Here is a 21,585-nt window from a genome sequence, read left to right on the forward strand (position 1 = left end):
AAAAGCCCGGAGCGTCATGGACGCAACCGGGCTTTCTCGTATCACTCGGAATCAGCTGTTCTTCTGCTGCGCCGAAATGGCCTCGAACATGGAGGTAATGTTGCTGGCGGTGGCTTTCAGCTTGCCCACCAAGGCATCCATATCGTTGTATTTCTTGGTCAATACGGCGGTCAGGGTCTCTACCCGGCGATCAAGCGCGGCCTGATCGTTCGTCAGTCGGGTCTGGGTCTTGTTCAGCGCCGTGGTCCGCTGATCAAGGATCCCACCCGTCTTCGTATAAGGGTCGATGGCATTGGTCATGCGCTCCAGCAAACCATTGGTGCCGGTAAACATCGTCTGGACTTCACCACTGAGCTTTTTGTCGTTCATCGCCGTGTTGAACTTGGTGGTGTTGAAGTCCAAGGCGCCGGTCGACTGGTTGGTGGTGATACCCAACTGGGCCAGTACCGTAAGCTTGTCCCCCGCCCCGGTTTCCGACAACGGCCCCCGAATCGTCGCCAGAATCGAACGAGGCAACGCGTCGCCGGTCATTTTGGCCGCAACGGTAGGGTTGCCATCCGCATCGAGCGACGGCTTCGTCAGCGCAGTGATGTTGGTCGCGATTGCGTTATAGGCGTCCACGAATTTCTGGATCGAAGCTTTCAGACCATCGTTGTTGGGCGCAACGGTCACGGTTGAAATGGCATTCGTTCCACCGGCAACCAGGTTCAACGTCAGCCCCGAGATCGCCTTGTCGACCGTGTTGCTCTTGCTGGTCAACGCCATGCCATCAATGGAGAACTTGGCATCGGTCGCGATGGCACCGATGGCACCGGCCGAAGTCGCCGTCAACGCGGCACCGCCCGCGCCCACGACGTTGGTCCCGTCGATCTCCAGCCCGGCAATGCCGCTGACCGAGATATCGGAGCCTGCACCGGTCGTGCTCGACCCCAGTACCAGGCGCGAACCAAAAGAGTCGGTGACGATGTTGGCGCTGATACCGGCGGACTTCAGCGATGTATCGGCGTTGATCGAGTCGCGAACCGATTGCAGGGTCGCTCCGCTCGCAACGTTGAGATTGTAGTTAACGCCGTTCTGCGCAATGGTCAACGTGCCTGTGGGAATGGCACTGGTGGTACCACCGGCGAAAGCCGCGCTGGTGACCTTGGACGACGTAGCGATGTTATCGACTTTGACGGTGTAGTTGCCGGCGACAGCCGTATTGCTGGCCGTGGCGGTAACATAACTGGTTGCGGAAGATGTCGCAGCAAAACCGGCAAATTGCGGCGTGGTTGTGCTGGACAGAGACGTCATGGCGGCCTTGAAGGATGCCAGCAGGGACTTCAGGGTGCCTACCCCGGAAATGCTGTTGGTGTTGGCCGTCGTCGCGCGAGTAATCTGGCCTTGCTTGGCCGCCTTGTCAGAGTCCACCAGGACTTTGACGATGGCTGTTGTATCCAGGCCGGAACCGAGACCCAAGCCAGGTAGAATTGGACTTGCCATGTGAAACTCCCTTCAGTATGTCGCCGGCCTTTTGACCACTACAACGCCCAAAAGAACATAGCAACAAAATTCGTGCCAGTTGTCAGGCTTCTGCGCTGAACAACAAGCTATTTGCATCATTCAAACTATTGGCCAGTTTCAGAACTTCTTCATTCGGGATCTGGCGAATCACTTCACCGGAATCGCTGGCAATCACTTTGACCACTACTTTGCCTGAAGGCTCATCAATGGAAAACTCCAGGTTACGCTTGACCGATTGAACGAACTTTTCGATCTCCTGGACAGCTTTCTTGAGTTTTTCCTGCTCGGCAGCTGCATCTTTAGGGGCTTCCTTGACCGGCGCCACAACCAAAGCATCGGCTCGAGGCTTCTCCACTGGCTTGTCGACCACGGTGGGTGCCGGCTTCGCCGCTGGATAAGACAAGTTCAGCTTCACGCTCATATCCATGTCCATCACCTCTTGAACGGAAAAAGCGAGAGAGTACGCAAGCGCACTCCCCCGCTAAAACTCATCCGGCTATTACTGAAGCAGCTTCAGTACAGCGGATGGCAGTTGGTTGGCCTGGGCCAGAACCGAAGTGGAAGCCTGTTGCAGAGTCTGCTGCTTGGTCAGCTGGGCAGTTTCAGCAGCGAAGTCGGTGTCTTGTACGCGACCCAGTGCAGCACTGGCGTTTTCGTTGATGTTGTTCAAGTTGGCGATGGTGCTGGTGAAACGGTTTTGTGCAGCACCGAGGTCAGCTCGCGAGGAGTTGATGGTCGCCAGTGCAGCGTCGATTGCAACAACAGCAGCCGAGAAGTTGGTTTCAGCAACGGCGCTGGTCGAACCGGCGATGGTGATTGCCGAACCGACACCCAGGGTGTCAGCGTCGAAGCTGGCGCTCAGGGTCAGAGTGATCTGGTTCGAGCTACCAGTGTTGGAACCGACCTGGAAGGTCATGGTGCTGGCAGTACCGTCGAGCAGGTTCTTGCCGTTCAGGTTGGTGCTGTTGGCGATACGGGTCAGCTCAGCGCTCATCTGGGTGAACTCTTTGTTCAGAGCGTCACGGTCAGTCGAGCTGTTGCTGTCGTTGCGGGACTGAACAGCCAGTTCACGCATACGTTGCAGGATGTTGGTTTGTTCCTGCATCGCGCCTTCAGCGGTCTGAGCGATGGAGATACCGTCGTTGGCGTTTTTGATCGCCATGGTCTGACCACGGATCTGCGAGTTGATACGGGTAGCGATCTGCAGGCCGGCGGCGTCGTCTTTGGCGCTGTTGATTTTCAGGCCGGAAGACAGACGGGTCATCGAGGTGGACAGAGCATCGGAAGCCTTGTTCAGGTTCTTCTGTACGCCCAAGGATGTGACGTTGGTGTTTACTGTTAAAGCCATGACGAATTCCTCGTTGGTTGGGTACTGCGGCTTCCGGCCTTGGCAACCGCCGGGTTGGCCTAGAGAACCTTCGTAATAGTTATCGTCGGCTTGGGAACTTGCTTGAGGGCTTTTTTCAAAAAATTTACTAGCAGGTGGCCACCCCTTGAAAAACAAGGGCTTAACGCAGGAAAAAGGCTCGAAAAATGGCGCCAGAAATCTGCATTGGCAAATTTCAGGCAAAAAAAGTGGGAGCGGGTTTGCTCACGAAAGCGGTGGCTCAGCTTGTATCAGTGCTGAATGTACCAACGCCTTCGCGGGCAAGTCCGCTCCCACATCACATCTCAGGTGGTTCAGTCGCGATAGAGAATCGCTGAGCCCCATGACAGGCCGACACCGAAACCGCTGATTGCCACACGTTTCCAGCTGGCATCCAGGGCGTGTTTTTCCAGCAGCAGTGGAATGCTCGAGGACACGGTATTTCCGGTCTCCACCATGTCCTTGATGAATTTCTCGGGCTTGTCTTCAAAACGTCGCGCCACGGCATCGACAATCGCCGCGCTGCCCTGGTGGATGCAGAACGCGTCGATATCATCGGGCTGCAATGACGATTCGCCCAGCAATTCGTGCAAGTGGGCCGGCACTTTCAACAAGGCAAAGTTGAACACCTGGCGTCCGTTCATGAAAAACACACCGTCACTGACCTTCAGGTGCGGCGCACCGGAACCGTCGGTGCCGAACTTGGCCTTGCCCAGTTGCCAGATTGCCTCCTCACCCATCCAGGTTGCAGTGGCGGCATCACCGAACAACATGGTGGTGTTGCGATCTTCCGGGTCGACGATCTTCGAATAGGGGTCGGCCGTCACCAGCAGGCCATTCTTCAGCCCTGCCGCCTCCATGAAACCTTTCAAGGCATAAATGCCGTACACATAGCCCGAGCAACCCAGGGAGATGTCGAACGCCGCGACATGGGTCGGCAGGCCCAGCTTGTCCTGCACGATGGCGGCGGTATGAGGCAATCCTTCCTCGTCACCGTTCTGAGTGACGACGATCAGCGCATCGATCGACTCGCGCTTGAGCTCGGGATTGCTGGCGAACAACGCATTCACCGCTTCAACACACAGGTCCGAGGTTTCCTGGTCGGCGCTTTTGCGCGGCAGGAACGCCGAACCGATCTTTCCAAGGATGAATTCTTCATCCTTCTCGAACTTGGCACCCTGAGCGTAGTTATCCACACCAGCGGTCGGCACGTAACTCGCTATGCTTTTTATGCCAATCATCATGGCTTCCCGATCATAAATAGCTACTGAATATGTACCCCAAAACGCGGCGGGGGTGCGTCATAACGATTGAACCGCGAAGCTGAACACGACGCTCGATGAGCTGAACGCGCCTTCAGTCCGGGGAACACAATACATTGAAGATGCACTTTATGACCTATGCGTCACGCCGTTTTACTCATGAAATGATTTATCTGACCTCATGAGCCCGGATTTCGACGGGAGAAAAACCTGCGGATTTCAGTGATTTTCCCGAATCCATCTAGCCATGCTGTCGATGGACTGATCCAGCGAGGTCCAATCATCAAGATCCAGTCCCCGGGCTTTTTCAATGTCGGGTACGTAATAGGAACGTGTCTGCATCGCCTCGTCGATCCCCAGAATCTTCACCTGTTTGCCCGGTGAGATACGGTCGACGACCTTACAGGCCAACTCGGCGATTGTCAGTCCTTTGTCAGACCCGACGTTATAAGCATTAGAGGGGGCACCTCGAACCAGCATTGTCAGCAACCAGACCGCCAGATCAGCACCATGAAGGTAACTTCGCACGGCTCGCCCACTGGAGTGAAGCAGCAGTTCGTCCTTCCATAGGGCATCCCTCACGAAGTTACCGATGGCGAAATGCGCATCCAGCGCTATTCCCGGCCCGGAAAAAGCAAAACAACGGGCCAGGACGATCTCCAGCCCGTGTTTCTGGGCATAGATGGCGGCCAGCGTCTCCTGGGCGCGTTTGGCCTCGGCATAGGCGCTGCCGACCAGATGGCTGGGGCAGGACGACCGACTGGTTTCCGGCACCGGATGACCAAACTCAAGAGGCCCGTATTGCGCCCCGGTCCCGGTAAAAAGAATGCGCCGGGTCCCCGTTCGTACCGCCAGATCGAGGATATGACGGGCGCCGCCCAGAATGGTGTCGTAAATGCGTAGAGGGTCGGCATGGGCACCGGCCAAGGTATCGGTGGCGGCATGTATCACCAGATCGAACCGTGCTCCCAGCGCGATATCCAGGGGTGCCTGGACGTCATGCTGCAACCATTTGATCCAACCCGAACCGACATACTCGGGATATTCGGACAGAAACGCCTGCGGCGAGCGGGACACCGCTGTTACTTCAATGCCCGTGCCGTCCTGATTCAGATGAGCAAGCGTGGCGAGCAACCATTTACCGAAGAACCCCGTGCAGCCGGTAAGTAAAATGCGCTGGCCCACCAGCAGTTCCCGGGGGCCAAGGTAACGTGCGACTCGCTGGATATCGGCAGCGACGACAGGCGACCCTAGGCTCACACGCATGGTCAATGGCCCAGCCAGCTGTCGCGCCACGTCGCCAGTGCGACGCCATTGAGCATCCAATCCTGCCGTATACGAGTCTGTAGCGCATCACCAAGCGCCGCTGCGGCATCGAGGTCCTGGATATGGGCGCGGATGGCATCGACCCACGTATCGAAGCGGTTCTCCACGCGTTTGGCGGGCAAGTCACCGCGATAGGCTTCGATGTCAGAGCAGATGACTGGCACTCCACACGCCCCGAACTCCAGCAACCGCCCATTGCCCTTGCAACGATTGAACAAGGTGTCCTCAAGCGGCGCCAAGGCCAGATCGAGGTTCAGCGAAGCCAGCTTGGCCGGGTATGCGTCCACCGCGACCGCATCGTGGTGCTCACGGATGAAAGGACGCAGATGTGCCGGACAGCTTCCCAGTACCACCCAGTCGACTTCGTCTGCCAGTTCCTTGATGACATTGGCAAGCATTTCCAGCTCACCGATATTGTGCAGACTGCCGACCCAACCGACTCGTGGCTTATCCGCGCAACGGCGCCCTCCTTGCAGGCCTTCCCAATCGCGGGGATCGAGCCTGGTCGGCACAATCCTGATGTCCGCGCTGAAACCGTCAAAAACCTGGGCCATGAAATCGGTGGAAACCACCAACCGATCCATGTGGGAAAGGCCCTGACGCAAAGCCCCAAGCACGTCCGTCGGCAGCAGTCGATAATGCGGGCTCTTGGGCGACAGGTTGGGCAGGTACAGATCCAGGTCAAAGACCTTGAAGCAACGAGCAAACGCCTTTACCTGGCGCAGGGTTTCCAGTTGCTCGGTCTGTACATACTGTTGAAACAGGACCACGTCCGGGTTGTACCGCACGATATCCACCACTGATAACGCCTGGCTGGACAGCGCTCCGTCCAACATCCCCGCTTCACGCAAGGCATTGAACGGTTGGACAATCCGTTGCCGGGCGCTGTCCGGCTCGCCTGCTGCATGAGCTAGTACCGTAGGCAACGAGGCAAAGCTCGATAACGGACGCCAGGACAACGACGACTCGACGACATGGAACGCGCGCTCGGGCGCCAGTGAAAAATTCGGGTTGTAGGCACGATCCAGGGCCAGCGTCGGCAGCCAGCGCTGATAGAGACGGTCCAGTTGTACCGAGGTCGCCTCGACCGCCGTGGATTCGCCGATCAACAGCTTCACCCGCGGCGTCCACACGTTCAGATAACCGGCCTGCTGAAGTTTCAGACACAGGTCCACATCCGCCCAAGGGGCCAGCTCCTCGTCGAAACCGCCCACGGCGGCAAACAATTCCTGTCGTACCATCAGGCATTGTCCGCTTAGCGCCGAGTAATTCTGGTCGACTTGCAAACGTTGCATGTAGCCATCCCCGTCACCGGGCGTCCGGGCAAAAGGGCTGGCAACCGTCCCGCCTGAACCCAGCACCAGCCCGGCATGGCGAATGGTGCCATCGCCAGCGATCAGCTTGGCACCGACGCCGCCCACTTCAGGACGCATGGCGTGGTTGAGCAACTGCTCCAGCCAGTCGCGGGTAAGCACGCCGATGCCAGCATCCAGGAACAGCAGAAACTCACCACGCGCTTCATCCACGGCCTGGTTTCGAATCACTTCGGGTGAAAGCCCAGCAGGGAATCGCAGCACCCGCAGATGGCCGACCCCCAACTGTTCGATGCCTGATAACCAACTGCACATTGCCGCGTCTTCATTGCCACGATCCAGCAACAGCAACTCGTAATTGCCGTAGTCGGTGTTCTCTAGCAGGCTATCCACGCAACGCTGCACATACGTCAGTTGCCCGTCCGCCAGGATCAGAATGCTGACCGCAGGTGCGACCGCATGGCCGTAATCCACCTCATAGCGTCCCGGTAACCTGGAGTTGACCTGGGGCGCCGTAAACCCACGAGCGCGTAAATGGCGTTCGATGACTGCCCGCTCCTGAGGATTGTCCTCAAGCAACAGTACGTCGCCGACGATCAGCGGCTCGCTCATGTGCCCCAAGCCTTCAAACCCGGCTGTCTCGATCATGCGCAGAATGTATTCGAGCTCGAAGGCCGCAGGAAACTCGGTCGCAAAACCTCCCATTGCCTGCCAGACATCCCGACGCAACAGCCAATGCCTCGCCATGCAGGCCGGGAAACTGAGCAGCAGGTCAAGGTTGATATCCGGACGCAGCGCCAGCTTCAGGTTGCCATCCTCGAAGCGCATGACCTCGTCGGCGCAGATCGCCCGGCAATCAGGCGCAGCGGTCAGCTCCAGCACCACACTGAGCAGGCCGCCGGCAGTGAAGGTTTCGCCGGCCCGGACAATGATGAACACATCAAAGGCCTGTTCGTTGATCACTCGGTTCAAGGTGGCGACCGTATCGAGCGAGTCGAGCCGGAAAACCCGTTTGTCATCACAGGGAATATCGGCAGCGGTCAATACTACCGGCTGCAATAATGCGGGCAGACCTTCATATTGCGCCAGGCTTTCAAGGGTATCGTTCAGACGCTGGAGCGCACCGTCCGGATCCAGGATGATCACTCCGAGGACAGGCACCTGACTACGTTTCAGATGTTCATCGATCAACAGTCGCTGCACCGCGTTTGGCTGGCGGGAAGACAGCCAATGAGCATCCTGGCTCTTGTCGGGACGCTGCGCGTAGGCCACCACGGCATCCTGGGTAACCTCGATGAAATGATCGAGCGAAGCCCAAAAGTTTTCCTGGTGTCGCAACAGACTCTGTCGCAACAGCGGCAGGGTCTGACGTGCCGTCTCGATGGCCTGCGGTGTGTTGCCCCAGGCTACGCCGTAGCTGTTGTTTTCATGATTGGACAGCGGTCGGGGGGCGTATTGGCTGGGAATCACAACTGCCACGCAGCCGCACAACGCCGCTTCAGCCGCCAGCCCCGAGGGTTCCGAACAATAGAAAAACTCGCACTGCTGGAAAACCGCCGCCAACTCCTCCCAGGAGCCCGGGCTTCCCGGAGTGATTTCTATCGAATCCGGGCCCAGCAATGCTGGGTCGATGAGTGCCGTGCCCTGCCGGCCCTGGTAGTAGCAGATCTTGCCTGGTATACGCTGGGCCGGGTCCGTCGGTGGGCAGAAGATGCTGATGTTGACAGCCGGCATATACAACACACGATCCTGTGCCATACCCGGTTGCAGCAACTCACGTGTGTAGGAAAACAGGATGTCGTTTTCGTCGTAGGGGCTGACGGCCCGAAGAAAACCAGGCTGGTTGAGCAAGTAGCGCACGACTACATTACCGCCCATGGGATTGCCGTCCACGACTTCAGGATAGATGATGATCGGCTCGATTTTCTGCGCTTTGTGCAAGGCAGTGACATCATTGGTCAGGCGTGGCGTCATCAAGCGGGGGTTCCCGACCGCCGCGGAAATGTAGGCTTCATAGCCGGAGCGAATCAACGCATCGCAGAGCATGTGCAGCACACGAATGCCAGCCGAGTTGCGCCGGTAATCGGGCGCCAGGATGTAATAGGGGCTCGGCCTTTCGGCAAATAACGAACGATGCATCAAACGCTCCTGACGTTCTGAAGCCACATGGAAACCACAAGTCATTATCTGGATAGGTGATTTCCCCTTTGTGGCGAGGGGAGTTATTACCACTGGGCCGCGAAGCGGTTCCGATCAGAGTTGTCTGATCGAATTATCGTAATGCTCGAACACCACTTCACCGGAATGGTTGTAATCGGCAAACGACATGTCCTTTTTCGGCACGCGCCAGTCACCATAGACAAAGTCCAGATAGCCGAAGGCATCGTTGGGGGCCTTCAACGCAGCACCGAACAGTTGGATGGCATCGAAGCCGTCGAAATGCACTTGCGGGCAGAACCATTCGGGCATGGCGCCGATCACTACCGCCGAACCGTCGCGGCGCACGCGCCGGGCAATGTCGGTTTCGAATGGGATAATCTCGTCGGCCCCTTCGGCATTGTCACAGGTGATCCGAATGGCGAAATCAAAACCGTGGGTGGCGATCAATTCGATGTTCCACACTACCCCGTCACGCTGCGGCAGACGCTGCTTATTACTACGCACCAGTGCCACCAGCGCCTCGAACTGCACATCGTTGACCGAAAAGTCGATGTCATCGTCCCAGGCGATGAAATCACCCTCGCGCAGCGCCCCCAACAGCGTGCCAAAATCCAGATACAAATCGATGCCGGCGGCGTCCGTCAGTGCGCCGAGGGTCACCACCAATGCTTCGGCGATGGACTTGGTCGGTGGATGGGAGAACGGATGCACATCGCGCATGCCCTTCATCTCGCGCTTGCCGGGGATGATTGTGGGTATGCCACCCAGCCCCAGGGTTTCGAGTTGGGCCAGGATGCTTTGCGACCAGACACTGGTGATGACGATCGCATCGCAACCACTGACGGCAATCTGATCGGCCGCAATTACCGGATAACCGAAAAATGCCTGCCCCTGCTTCTGAGGATCATTATCGACGATTGCCAGAATATCCAGATCGCGGTTCTGTTCGATGAACAGCCCGCCACTCTTGCCCGCACCGAACAGTATGAGTTTCTTACCTTGCAGATCCATGATGCCTTCCCCGGGTGCGCCCATGCGCCTCAACGATGCTATTTTTTCAGTGCGACGCAGCGGCCGACCTTGGCATCTTCGTCACGAAACTTCGCCAGGCCGCGGCCTTCGATCTGGTACGTCACATGAAAGCCGGCGCGCTCGATGTCCGCCACCATGACCCGATGATCCACGTAACGCCGGTAGTGGTCGGTGCCAAAGATCTTTTCCTGTTCGGCATCGTCGGTTGTGCGGTATTCGAAAAACACCTGGCTTTGCGCAGGCAGTAGCACACTGAGCAGATCCAGGAATGCGCCGGCCTCGCTCTCATCGATCGCATGAAGAAAAAACCGCGCATACACCGCCACCTTGCGCTTGTTCTCAAGAAATCCCTTGATCTCGTCCCTGGCCGCGCCGGCCAGGCACTGCACATAACGCGTATGTTCGTGAGCGCTGCGCGAACGACACAGCTCAATGGCCTCCACCGACGCATCGAGCCCAAGCAGATCGAAGCCACAGGCGGCGAAAAACTCGCTGTCGCGGCCATTGCCGCAACCGAACTCGATCACACCGTCGACATCGGCCAATTCATTGACGGCGAACGCCGCGAATTGCGACGGATAGGCCGGCGCACCTCTTTTGCGACTGCTGTAGAACGAATCCCAATAGCTCGATTTTTCTGCCTGGCTCATTGCGCAACCTCAAGACTGTTTACGGCGTACAACACGGTGTCAAAGCTGCTGTGGGCATGGCAGCGCAGATAATAACGGTATGGCAAGCCATAGCTCTGCAATTGCTCGAAGATGCTCCACAGATGCTCCGCCCGGTGATAAATGCTGATGGCCAGGTTCGGCCGGTATTGGTTCAGCATGTTCCTGGCGCCTTCCAACGCCGCGGGCTCTTCGCCTTCGATGTCCATTTTGATCAGGTTCGGAGCAAAGCCTGGCAACGCATCGTCCAGACGCACGCATGTCACCGTTTCCCCACCCGACTCAACCAGATGCCCACCTGCTCCCAGTGCGCCGTCGAAGCCGATACGCCGGTTGCCGTCAGAAACGCCACAAGGAAAATTCACCGCGTGCAGGTCACTCAGGTTAGGCACCAGCACTGCGTAGTTCTCAAGGTTCGGCTCGAAACTGGCAACAGCTTCGAAGACCAGCCCCGCACTGCGCATTTCCTGAACGGTGTCGCCGGTGTAGGCCCCGCAATCGACAAAACGCAGCGGCTGTGGCCAGTTCGGAAGATCCTCGGGGAAATACTGCCGGGGCGAAGGCGAAGGTAACCGCGAATAGTCACCCGAGGTGCGGAATTCGACGATTCGGTCCAGCAATTGCCGGCTGGTCTCGTCAGCCAGATGCTCGCGCAGATTGGCGATCCGCTCAGCGTGAGCTTCGTAATAACGCGGGTCTACCAACCAGTAACGAAACGGCTGTCCTTCGGGGAAGTGCCGCACGAACTCCACAAGACTGACCACCCGGCCGTAGCCCAACGCTTGCAGCTGGCTGACCACTTCGCCGACATCCACGTAATTATTGAACAGGCCGATAATCACACAGGCACTGGCTGGGTCGTGCCCGAGAGCCCAATCCCGGGCATTGGCAACAGGGATGCCATCGACTTGTTCCAGGGACGCATCACGATCCAGAAACGCGCTGATGCCGATGCCCTGCTCTGCCAGATAAGCCTGGACCCGCTGTCCAGCCAGTCGGGCACCGTAGACCAGCACATGTTCGAAGCGTTGGCCTTCAAACATGGTGCTCTCCCGACGCCACCCGGATCAGCACGGCATGACCGTTGAGGTTGTGGATAAAGCGGAAGTCGCGATTACCCTGCATGAACTCGTTGACCAGCCGGGTCACACCTTCGCAGCCATAGAAGCCGTAATCGTCGAACACCACCACAGCACCGGGAGCCAGGCGCGGCATTGCCCATTCCAAGACACTGCGAGCCGACTCATAGACATCCACGTCGATGTGCAGGAAGGCCAGCCGCTGGCTGACATGCTCGGCATTGTGCTCCGGGAACATGCCTTCGAGGATCTGCACACGCTCGGTCACACCGCAGCGTGCCGCCAGTGCCTGGACACGCTGGATATCGGTGTCACTGTGTTCACCCCCGCTGTAGCCGGTATCCAGGTGACTGGCCTTTACCACACCGGTGAACGTATCGGCCAGAAACACCTTGCGACCCGGCCGCTGGCTTGCCAACGCCAACAAACAACCCGAACCGCCTCGCCAGACCCCCACTTCCAGGAAGTCGCCTTCCAAGTCATCGAGTTGGCGGGCCAGGGACCAGAGTTCGAACAACCGGTACTTGTCCACCAAGGTGTTGCGCTCGACCAAACCCAAAGCCTGCTCGAACGCCTGGTCCTGGCACCACGGCGCATAGCTCGAATACGGCAACAGCCGCTCATGACGGATTTCTGGCGACTTGGCATGTGCCCAGGAAACCGTACCACGCAAATAGCGATAGCTCAGACCGGTCAGCTTTCTCTTCAACCAGGCCATGTCAGTTGCGCTCCGAGATCGCCATCTGCGCGTGGAACTCATCACGCGGCAGGAACGGATAGAGATCTTCCAACGCGCCGGTTTCCGGTTTGCCTTGTTCATTGATACGGGTCATGACCCGTGGCACCCGTGCTTCTTCGATTTGCACCAACACTTCGCAGATCACCGGGCCGCTGCGCTCGAGTACATCGGTCAGCGCCGCGTCCAGCCCCTCGTGGGCCTCGATGCGGGCATAGCCGACACCGTAGGCAGCGGACAACTGCTGCAAGTCGGGCAGCTTCAGGCCGCTGGTATCGTCAGCCCCCACCAGCAATTTGAAGTGCATGTTCTGCGAGGTGCGGATCGAGGCGTAGCCCTGGTTGTTGATCACAAAGCACTTGATCGGCAGGTTCTGCGCGGCCAGGGTGGCCAGCTCCTGGATGTTCAGTTGTACGCCGCCGTCGCCTTCGACACAGATCGTCTGCTTACGTCCGGATGCCAGGCAGGCACCGATGGCCGACGGCACGCCGAAGCCCATCGAGCCGGTGCCGCGGTTGTGGAAGCAGCGCTGATCCTTCTTCAGGCGCAGGTTGAGCAGGAACAATTCGGACGCGAACCCGGAGCTGCCGGGGGCAATCACATCGCCTTCGCTCAACAGGTCCGACAGGCGATCGGTAAAGTGATACATGCTCACGCCTTCGCTGTCGTCGGCGTGCTCGGGTTGCAGCAGTGGATAACGCTCGCGCCAGGCCGCGATCTGCGCCCGCCAGGCGGAGTAATCCGGCAGCCCGGCGGCCTTGACCGCCGTAGCGAGGCCTTCGATGAACGGCTTGACGTCGGCCACGACCTTGACCTCGACCGGCATCTGCAGCTTGGCGATTTCCGCCGGATCGATGTCGACCACGACTTTCTTGGCATACGGCGCGAAATGCGCATGGTTGTAGGCCGTGAGCGCCATGTCCAGGCGTGAGCCCAACACAATCAGCAGGTCGCAATTCTGCAGGGTGAAGTTGGCCCAACGCGGCGCGATCGAACCCGGGCGACCGCCAAACAGCGGATGCTCGTCTTCGATCAGGTCCATGGACAGCCACGTCGGCATGACGGGGACGCCCGCCGATTCCATCAGTGCATTGAAAGCTTCGACAGCACCGGCCATGCGAATACCGCTACCGGCAATAATGCCCGGACGCTTGGCAGCCTTGAGCAATTCCAAGGTGCGGTTCACCGACTCGCTGACATCGACGGCTGCGGCCACCGGCGGCAACTGGGCACGGCGCAGCTGCGTTGGATCGATCTGCACCGCTTGGACATCCAGCGGTACGTCCAGCCACACCGGGCCACGACGCCCGGTCAGGGCGGCATGCTCCAGCTCATCGAATACCTCCGCGACCGCCAGCGGATCGGTCAGGGTCACCGCTTTCTTGGTGATCGACGACACGATAGAGACGATGTCGGCCTCTTGCACGCCGAGCATCCGCAAGCCGGTCCCGGCCTTGAGGTCAGCCGTCTTCACCTGTCCGGAAATAAAGAACACCGGAGTGGAATCAAGCCAGGCGCCCAGGGTCGCCGTCACGGCGTTGGTAGCCCCCGGCCCGCAGGTGGTCATGCAGGCACTGGGTCCGCCGGTGAGCTTACCGGCCGCTTCGGCAGCAATGCCGGCCGCTTGTTCATGCAGACACAGGATCGGCTCGAGGTCGGGATGACGTCCCAAGGCGTCGTTCAAATGCATGGCGCCGCCACCTGGCAGGAAGTACACCTGCTTGATGCCCAGTTCCGCCAGTCGGTTCATGATGTAGTCAGCTACACGCATTTTGGTACTCATCTCTCAAAACCCCAATTCGCCGAGCGCTCGGCTCAATTCAATTCGTTCAGAAACTCAAGCGCCGACCAGAACCCGGCACCATGATCCTTGTGGCCCTGCCACACTTCGGGAATAAAACTCACCTGCGGATACTGCTTGAGCTGCGCCCAGGTCGCCGGCCAGTCCACGTCCCCGGTGCCCATCAGCACGCCTTCGCCGTTGCTGCCTTTGGCATCGGCCACGTGCAGGTGCGCCGAATGCGGCAGCAGCAAGGCCAGGGCAGCCTGGAAGTCGAGGCCGAAATGGAAGCAGGCCATTTGCAGGTGCGAGAGGTCCAGGCACAGGCGCATGTTCATCGCCTTGGCCTGTTCGGCCAGTTCCTGGGGCATCATGAAAATGTTCTGGTGACGCTGCCCGCCGAAATGCCAGGGGAACGGAGCCATGTTCTGCGGGATCAACTCGGTGCGACCGAAGTCGATCTGGGCGCAGGACTCACGGAAACGCCGATACAGTTCGGCCCGGTGGCTGAGGGGGAAAGGTTCGTCGGCCGAGAAGCCGCCGACGTTTGCCACGATCAGCAACGAATCGGCCTTGGAAAAGAACTCGGCGATCTGCAACGTCGCATCCACCACCCGCTGCAGGTTGACGATGGAGCGCTGGCGGTAGTCCAGGTCGTCCGCCGCCAGATCCAGCAACTCACTGTTCTCGAACAGTTCGGGTGCGTGGACTACCAGACGCGAGCATTCGACGGTACGCAGGTAGGCCTGCGGCGCCACGCTCAGGTCGCGATAGGACAGATGGAATTCGAACAGGTCGGGCTTGATCCACTGGTCGTATTGCAGAAAGTCGTGGTAGCGCACCGGCACGCCCCAGAGAATCGGCATGGCGTATTCACGACGAACCTCCTGCTGTGCGACCAGGTCGCTGTCGAACAGGAAATCGCCCTGGGCAATGGCACGTCCGGCCTGCTTGCCCAACAAGTCAGCCAACCGATACGGCGGCAGGCCCTGGCCGGGGCTCGCAACGCGCAGCATGTCCTGGGAGAACGTTTCGCCAGGCTCGATAGCCCGCGCCGCAATTACGCTCTTGCCCAGGTTCTCGCGATTGAGCAATTCCCCTTGGCTGGCATGGCGCCCTGGCCCGGTCCACGGCAGGGCTTTCTCGACTTGGCGAATACCCTCCACCAGTTGCCGAAACTCTTCGGGCTCAAGGCTCGCCAGATGGTCAGGTCCTTCCATACTACGATCCAGGGTGATGTGACGCTCGATCAGCTTGGCGCCCAATGCCACTGCGGCGATGCTGATGGCCGTGCCACGCTCATGGCCCGAATATCCCACCAGGTCATGCAACTGGCGCAAACGCGCCAGGTAACCGAGCTGGATATCGGTTTCCGGAGCCGGGTAGGTGCTGTTGCAGTGCAGCAGAGCGAAAGGAACACCCAGGCCCTTGAGTTGTTCGATAGCCCGGACAATCTCGTGTTCCAACGACATGCCGGTGGACAGGACCAACGGTTTGCCCAGCGAAGCGGCCTTGGCGATCAGGTACGGGTTGCACAGGTCGGCGGAGGCGATTTTCAGCGCCGGGACGTCAAAGCCGGCCAGCACATCGACACTCGGCTCGTCCCAGGGCGTGCAGATGTAGCTGATGCCCTTCTGCGCGCAGTACTCGCGGATCAGTCGATGCTCATCCACACTCAGCTCGACTTTATCCAGCAGGTCCTGGATATATTCCACGCCCAGGTCTTCGGCCCGGGAGCCGTCGGCCTTGGTACGGTACAGCGCCTCGCGATTGCGCAGCTGGAACTTCACGCAGTCGGCACCCGCCTCGATGGACGCATCCACCAGTTGCCGGGCCAGTTCCACCGAGCCGTTGTGGTTGTTGCCCACTTCCGCGATGACAAATGTGTGTTGCTCACCGATGGTCACGCCATCGATGCTGAAGATCGGCTTGCTCATTGAATTTTGGTCCGCCAGGAAGTGACACCGCTGGATTCGAAACGGAAATCAGTGGTTCGGCAGCCAAGCGCTCTGACCTTCTCGGTCACGGCCTGGCGGTGCTGGGGTTGTACGAAGAACAGGAAGAAACCGCCGCCACCGGCGCCCAACAACTTGCCGCCCAGGGCGCCCGCTTCCACGGCGCACTCGTAGATCTGGTCAAGCACACTGTCGCTGACCGCCTGGGAAAACTGTTTCTTGAGCATCCAGCCCTCATGCAGGCAGCGACCGAAATCATGCAGCTCGCCACGAATCAGGTGGTGATGCATGCGCCGGCACAGCGACACGCTTTCGGTCAGCAGCAGGCTTTGCTCACTCTTGCTGCTCATTTCCGCGCGCTGTTGCACATGGAGCTTGCCGGAGTCATGGGAAATACGGGTATCGCAAAGCACCAGGCACTCTTCCAACTCGTTGCAGATCGAGTCCTCGAGACGGATCGGATGAACCAGGTTGCGCCCCTCGCGAAACTCGATCAGGTTGAAGCCGCCGAACGCCGATGCGTATTGGTCCTGCCAGCCACCGGCGATACCGAAGCACAGGCGTTCGGCCTGGAAGGCCAGTTCCGCCACTTCATAGGTGCTCCAACGATCGCGACGCAACTCGTTGAACGCAGCGATCACCGCCGTGGCAACCGCCGACGAACCGCCCAGGCCCGAGCCCACCGGGAAATCGGAACGCATGTACAGGTCCAGCCCATAGTTGGGTTGGATCACCGACACGATGGTTGCCAGCAGCCCTTTGTCGGCATGCTCCAGCAGCTCATCCAGGGAATCATAGGATTCGCGGGTTCCCAGGTCCTCGGAGAAGATCCGGATCACGCTGTCGGTCCGCGGGATCAACGTGGCATGGGAATACAGCCCGACGGTGCAACTGAGCACCGCCGCCGGGTTCTCCACGAAGTAATAGGTCAGGTCCGAACCGCCGCCGCTGAAGCTCATGCGCACTGGCGCCCTCGCCCTGGCCAGTACCGGCACTTCCTGGTTGGCGGCCAGCCGCGCGGGCGTAACGACGTCCACCAGGCAACCGGCCTCGTCCACCACCGGAATCGCGTTGTAGCTCAGATCGAAGATCTTGAGCATTTCTTCGCGCGAAGCACCGACCTTGACCGAACGGTAGGCGGTGTTCATGCACTCGGTAACCGGTACGCTCGTTTCACCGCCCTGAAGCAGATAACGACGCAGGTCACCGTTGGTCAACACGCCTTCCAGATGCCAGTGTTCGTTGACCACGAAGACGATTTGCAGATCGCCTGTCTCGATGCACTCTACGGCGTCGAGAATGGTCTGGTTCATGTAGACGGTTTGTGTCCTGGCCAGTTGGTTCATGGCTGGATGGCCTCCTCGAACCCCGACTTGAATGCATTCAAGGCGTCGGGCGTTCCGATATCGATGAAGGGTCCGCTATAGGCGCAGACCTTGAGCGAGCGGCGCCGAATCAGCATCGGCAGGATGTCCTGTTCCATCGAGCAGGGCTGGACGACGCAGTGTTGCAAGGCGTCGGCCGTGAATGCGTAGACGCCGGCATTGACCATGCCCGGTCCGGATAAGCCCTTTTCATTGAGCGCCAGCAGTTGCAGGTCTTCGGCACATTGCAGGCTGCCGTAGCGAGAGCGGTCGTCGACCTCCACACCCACCAGCACATCGCCTGGGGCGGTCATGGCCAACCGATAAGCTCCACGGTCGAGCCAGGTGTCGGCATTGAGCACCAGGAAGCGTCCTTCAGGTGGCACTTGCTGCAAGGCGTGCAGGATGGCCCCGCCAGTGCCCATGGGCTGTTCCTCGACCACAATCTGCAGATCCAGGCCGGTTTCGGCCATCAGGGACGGCAGCAGTTCGGCCAATTGATCGGCCCGGTAGTGCGCGCACAATACGGCCTGGCTCACGCCGGCCTGCTTCAGCTCCGCCAGCACCAACGCCAGGAACGGCCGGCCGTGGATATCCACCACGGCTTTCTGCGAGCCCTGGAGCACGGCACTCAGGCGAGTGCCGAAACCACCACACAGGACGTAGGCGCGCATCAGCGATCCAGCCCGAAGAAATGTTCCAGGCAGCGTGCCGCATGGCCCAGGTGCTCTTCGCCCAGTCCCGGCCAGACGCCGATCCAGAAGGTGTCGTTCATGATTTTGTCGGTCACCGTCAACTCACCGCTGATGCGGAAGTTACGGCCCAGCATGTAAGGCTGGCGCACCAGGTTGCCAGCAAACAGCAACCGTGTACCGACGTTCTGGCTGTCCAGATAGCGCAGCAGCTCGACGCGCTTGATGCCGCAGCCGTCGCGCAGGGTCACGGGAAAGCCAAACCACGAAGGGTCGCTGTCCGGGGTGGCCTCGGGCAAGATAAGGAAATCGCTGCAATTGGCCAGCCGCTCGCTGAGCCAGCGGAAATTACGCTTGCGCGCGGCCGTGAAATCCTCCACCCGGTCCATCTGTGCCAGGGCACAGGCGGCCTGCATGTCGGTGATCTTCAGGTTATAGCCAAGGTGCGAATAGGTGTACTTGTGGTCATAGCCTTCCGGCAGCTCGCCCATCTGCTTGCAGAAGCGCTGCTTGCAGGTGTTGTCCTGACCGGGCTCGCAATAGCAGTCGCGGCCCCAATCGCGAAACGATTCCATGATGCGCTTGAGCAGCGGGCTGTCGGTGAACACCGCGCCGCCCTCGCCCATGGTGATGTGGTGCGCCGGGTAGAAGCTCAAGGTACCGATGTCGCCGAAGGTACCGACCATCCGGCCCTTGTAGGTCGAACCCAGGGCATCGCAGCAGTCTTCGATCAGCCACAGTTTGTATTTGTCGCACAGCGCCCGCACCACACCCAGGTCATAAGGGTTGCCCAAGGTATGGGCCAACATGATGGCCTTGGTCTTCGGTCCGATGGCCGCTTCGATCTTGGCCGGGTCGATGTTGTACGTACCCAGTTCGACATCGACGAACACCGGTACCGCGCCAAATTGCAGGATCGGGTTGACGGTGGTCGGGAAGCCGGCGGCAACACCAATCACTTCATCGCCGGGCTTGATCGCGCGGTCTCCCAGGCGTGGGGAGGTCAAGGCGGAAAAGGCCAGCAGATTGGCCGATGACCCCGAATTGGTGGTCAGCACGCAACGACGCCCCAGGTATTGGGCCAGGCGTTTTTCGAAGGCCTCGTTGAACCGGCCGGTGGTCAACCAACCATCCAGCACCGCCTCGGTCATCGATTGCAATTCCGCGGCGCCAATGACCTTACCGGCCGGCGGCACACTGCTCTGCCCAGCCACGAACACCTGCGGAGCGAGCGCCGACTGCGCGTAACGCCCCACCAGCTCGACAATTTGTTGGCGCAACTGCGTAGTACTTTCACTCATGGATATCGCCTTGGTAATCCGCGATCTGCTTGCGGGTAAAGGTGTGCATGTCCTGGCCGCTCTGCCAGGCCAAGTGCCAGGCCAACGTGCGCTCGAGGCTGGTCGCCAGGGACCAGCGCGGCATCCAGCCGAGTTCTTCGCGCGCCTTGCTGGAATCGAGCGCCAGCAAGCCGGCCTCGTGGGGTTGTGCCAGAGGATCGACTGTCCAGCGCACCGGCGTCGGCCATTGCCCGGCGAGCAGGCCGACGATGGTTTCGACTGTCGCGACGTTGTCGCTCTGCGGACCGAAGTTCCAGGCGCCGACGTGACGCTCACCGTCCTCCACCAGCGCCCTGGCCAGCATCAGGTAACCCATCAGCGGCTCGAGGGCGTGTTGCCAGGGACGAGTTGCCTGTGGATACCGCAGCACCACTTCTTCATCGTTCTGCCAGGCGCGGAAAATATCCGGCACCAGCCGCTCCGGCGACCAGTCACCACCGCCGATGACATTGCCGGCCCGAGCCGTCGCCAGCGCGATGCCGGCGTCCTGCAGGAACGAATTGCGATAGGAGGCACAAAGCAATTCGACGCACGCCTTGCTGTTGCTATACGGGTCGAAGCCGCCCAAGGCGTCGTATTCGCGATAGGGCAGGACCCACTCGCGGTTTTCGTAGCATTTATCAGTGGTGACCACGACCACCGCCCGTACGCTGGGGCAATGACGAACGGCTTCGAGCAGATTGACCGTGCCCATGACGTTGGTGGCATAGGTCTGGACGGGATTGCGATAAGCCTCGCGTACCAGGGGCTGCGCGGCGAGATGCAGGACCACGTCCGGCTGGAATGCCCGAAGTGCCAACGACAGCGCGGCGCCGTCACAGATGTCGGCCAGATCACCGGGGATCGCCGCATCCACGCCTGCGACGGACCATAAGGCAGGTGTGGTTTCAGCGGGCAACGCATAGCCGCGGACCTCAGCCCCCAACTGACGCAGCCACAGTGCCAGCCAACCACCCTTGAAGCCCGTATGGCCGGTCAGGAAAACCTTTTTACCCATCCAGAATGCGTTCAAGTCCAGAGTTTCCATTCGGCCTGGCCGCTGTTCCAGCGCTCCTCAAGGAAGACGCGGTCGCGCAACGTATCCATCGGCTGCCAGAAACCACGGTGCAGATGACTCATCAACTGCCCCTGTCGCGCGAGGTTGCGCATCGGCTCGTATTCCCAGGTGGTGGTGTCGTCTTCAATGCCATCGAGTGCAGCAGGCTCCAGCACAAAAAAGCCGCCGTTGATCCAGCCACCATCGCCCTGGGGCTTTTCCTGGAAGCCCCTGACGCACGCGCCTTCGAGCTCCATCGCGCCAAAGCGGCCGGGTGGCTGGACGGTGGTGACCGTAGCCAGTTTGCCGTGTTGTTGGTGGAATTCGATCAGCTCGCGGATGTTGACGTCGGAAACGCCGTCGCCATAGGTGAAGCAGAACGTCTCGTCGCCCAGATACTCGCGCACGCGCTTCAGGCGGCCGCCAGTACCGGTGACCTCACCTGTGTCTACCAGGGTGACGCGCCACGGCTCGGCCTTGCCCTGATGGATGTGCATGCTGTTCTTGGCCATGTCGAACGTCACGTCCGACATGTGCAGGAAGTAGTTGGCGAAATACTCCTTGATGACGTAACCCTTGTAGCCCAGGCAGACCACGAAGTCGTTGATGCCGTAGTGAGAGTAGATTTTCATGATGTGCCAGATGATTGGCTTGCCACCAATCTCAATCATCGGCTTGGGCTTGAGATGCGACTCCTCGCTGATGCGAGTGCCCAGTCCTCCAGCCAGAATTACTGCCTTCATATGTCTCTCTCTCATCAGCGTCAAAGACGCTCCACTACTCACAAGAGACGCCAATTATTCGGCGTCCCTGCCGGTAATACAGGCGCTGATAACTGAGAAAGCAATTATGGTGCCACTGGCTGGAAGCCCAATATTACGGGGCCTTGAGGCTAGAAAGGGAATTCAGGGAGGGAAGGAAGGAAAGAAGAAGATTGACTGCTTTCACGAGCTGCCTCACTCCCACAGGGACA

At 59.5% G+C, this 21,585-nt stretch carries 17 protein-coding genes; all 17 read right to left on the minus strand.

The genetic code is table 11. The features are described 5' to 3' along the window. Nucleotides 1-51: 51 nt before the first annotated feature. The gene (fliD, locus tag CGA22_RS03900; protein WP_041020337.1) at nucleotides 52-1,482 is read right to left on the minus strand and encodes a flagellar filament capping protein FliD; all 1,431 of its coding nucleotides are present in this window, start codon (nucleotides 1,480-1,482) and stop codon (nucleotides 52-54) included. Nucleotides 1,483-1,564: 82 nt separating this feature from the next. After that, nucleotides 1,565-1,930: a flagellar protein FlaG gene (locus CGA22_RS03905; protein ID WP_041020336.1), complete on the minus strand. Its 366-nt coding sequence runs from the start codon at nucleotides 1,928-1,930 to the stop codon at nucleotides 1,565-1,567. 72 nt (nucleotides 1,931-2,002) lie between these two features. Continuing rightward, complete coding sequence (locus CGA22_RS03910) at nucleotides 2,003-2,851, minus strand: flagellin domain-containing protein (RefSeq protein WP_041020335.1); 849 nt, start codon at nucleotides 2,849-2,851, stop codon at nucleotides 2,003-2,005. A gap of 332 nt (nucleotides 2,852-3,183) precedes the next feature. Then, entirely contained in the window at nucleotides 3,184-4,110 is a 927-nt protein-coding gene (locus CGA22_RS03915; protein ID WP_041020362.1) for a ketoacyl-ACP synthase III, read from the minus strand. Nucleotides 4,111-4,350: 240 nt separating this feature from the next. Beyond that, nucleotides 4,351-5,316 carry an NAD-dependent epimerase/dehydratase family protein gene (locus CGA22_RS03920; protein WP_256223036.1) on the minus strand — a complete coding sequence of 322 codons (966 nt, stop codon included), beginning with the start codon at nucleotides 5,314-5,316 and terminating at the stop codon, nucleotides 4,351-4,353. 83 nt (nucleotides 5,317-5,399) lie between these two features. Then, on the minus strand, nucleotides 5,400-8,909 hold the full coding sequence (locus CGA22_RS03925; protein ID WP_177329214.1) for a glycosyltransferase: 3,510 nt from the start codon (nucleotides 8,907-8,909) through the stop codon (nucleotides 5,400-5,402). A gap of 114 nt (nucleotides 8,910-9,023) precedes the next feature. Next, on the minus strand, nucleotides 9,024-9,941 hold the full coding sequence (locus CGA22_RS03930) for a nucleoside-diphosphate sugar epimerase/dehydratase (RefSeq protein ID WP_177329213.1): 918 nt from the start codon (nucleotides 9,939-9,941) through the stop codon (nucleotides 9,024-9,026). A gap of 38 nt (nucleotides 9,942-9,979) precedes the next feature. Next, nucleotides 9,980-10,612, minus strand: coding sequence for a class I SAM-dependent methyltransferase (locus CGA22_RS03935; protein ID WP_041020333.1), 633 nt, complete (start codon nucleotides 10,610-10,612; stop codon nucleotides 9,980-9,982). Further along, nucleotides 10,609-11,673 carry an FkbM family methyltransferase gene (locus CGA22_RS03940; RefSeq protein ID WP_041020332.1) on the minus strand — a complete coding sequence of 355 codons (1,065 nt, stop codon included), beginning with the start codon at nucleotides 11,671-11,673 and terminating at the stop codon, nucleotides 10,609-10,611. Before CGA22_RS03940 ends, CGA22_RS03935 begins: the two co-directional genes overlap by 4 nt. Beyond that, the gene (locus CGA22_RS03945; RefSeq protein WP_041020331.1) at nucleotides 11,666-12,427 is read right to left on the minus strand and encodes a TylF/MycF/NovP-related O-methyltransferase; all 762 of its coding nucleotides are present in this window, start codon (nucleotides 12,425-12,427) and stop codon (nucleotides 11,666-11,668) included. Before CGA22_RS03945 ends, CGA22_RS03940 begins: the two co-directional genes overlap by 8 nt. A gap of 1 nt (nucleotide 12,428) precedes the next feature. Then, the gene (locus CGA22_RS03950) at nucleotides 12,429-14,216 is read right to left on the minus strand and encodes a thiamine pyrophosphate-binding protein (protein ID WP_084213690.1); all 1,788 of its coding nucleotides are present in this window, start codon (nucleotides 14,214-14,216) and stop codon (nucleotides 12,429-12,431) included. A gap of 44 nt (nucleotides 14,217-14,260) precedes the next feature. Continuing rightward, entirely contained in the window at nucleotides 14,261-16,162 is a 1,902-nt protein-coding gene (locus tag CGA22_RS03955; protein WP_041020330.1) for an N-acetylneuraminate synthase family protein, read from the minus strand. Further along, nucleotides 16,159-17,526: a CBS domain-containing protein gene (locus tag CGA22_RS03960; protein WP_188258482.1), complete on the minus strand. Its 1,368-nt coding sequence runs from the start codon at nucleotides 17,524-17,526 to the stop codon at nucleotides 16,159-16,161. Before CGA22_RS03960 ends, CGA22_RS03955 begins: the two co-directional genes overlap by 4 nt. After that, entirely contained in the window at nucleotides 17,523-18,218 is a 696-nt protein-coding gene (locus CGA22_RS03965; RefSeq protein ID WP_041023367.1) for a sugar phosphate nucleotidyltransferase, read from the minus strand. Before CGA22_RS03965 ends, CGA22_RS03960 begins: the two co-directional genes overlap by 4 nt. Next, nucleotides 18,218-19,537, minus strand: coding sequence for a lipopolysaccharide biosynthesis protein RfbH (gene rfbH, locus CGA22_RS03970; RefSeq protein ID WP_041023366.1), 1,320 nt, complete (start codon nucleotides 19,535-19,537; stop codon nucleotides 18,218-18,220). Before rfbH ends, CGA22_RS03965 begins: the two co-directional genes overlap by 1 nt. Further along, nucleotides 19,530-20,603, minus strand: coding sequence for a CDP-glucose 4,6-dehydratase (gene rfbG / locus CGA22_RS03975; protein ID WP_041023365.1), 1,074 nt, complete (start codon nucleotides 20,601-20,603; stop codon nucleotides 19,530-19,532). The genes rfbH and rfbG overlap by 8 nt, the downstream gene beginning before the upstream one ends. Continuing rightward, nucleotides 20,585-21,355 (minus strand): glucose-1-phosphate cytidylyltransferase, encoded by a 771-nt coding sequence (gene rfbF, locus CGA22_RS03980; protein WP_041023364.1) that lies wholly within the window; start codon nucleotides 21,353-21,355, stop codon nucleotides 20,585-20,587. Before rfbF ends, rfbG begins: the two co-directional genes overlap by 19 nt. Nucleotides 21,356-21,585 lie beyond the last annotated feature (230 nt).

The organism is Pseudomonas sp. PSB18 (genome assembly GCF_014596565.1).
GTDB lineage: Bacteria > Pseudomonadota > Gammaproteobacteria > Pseudomonadales > Pseudomonadaceae > Aquipseudomonas.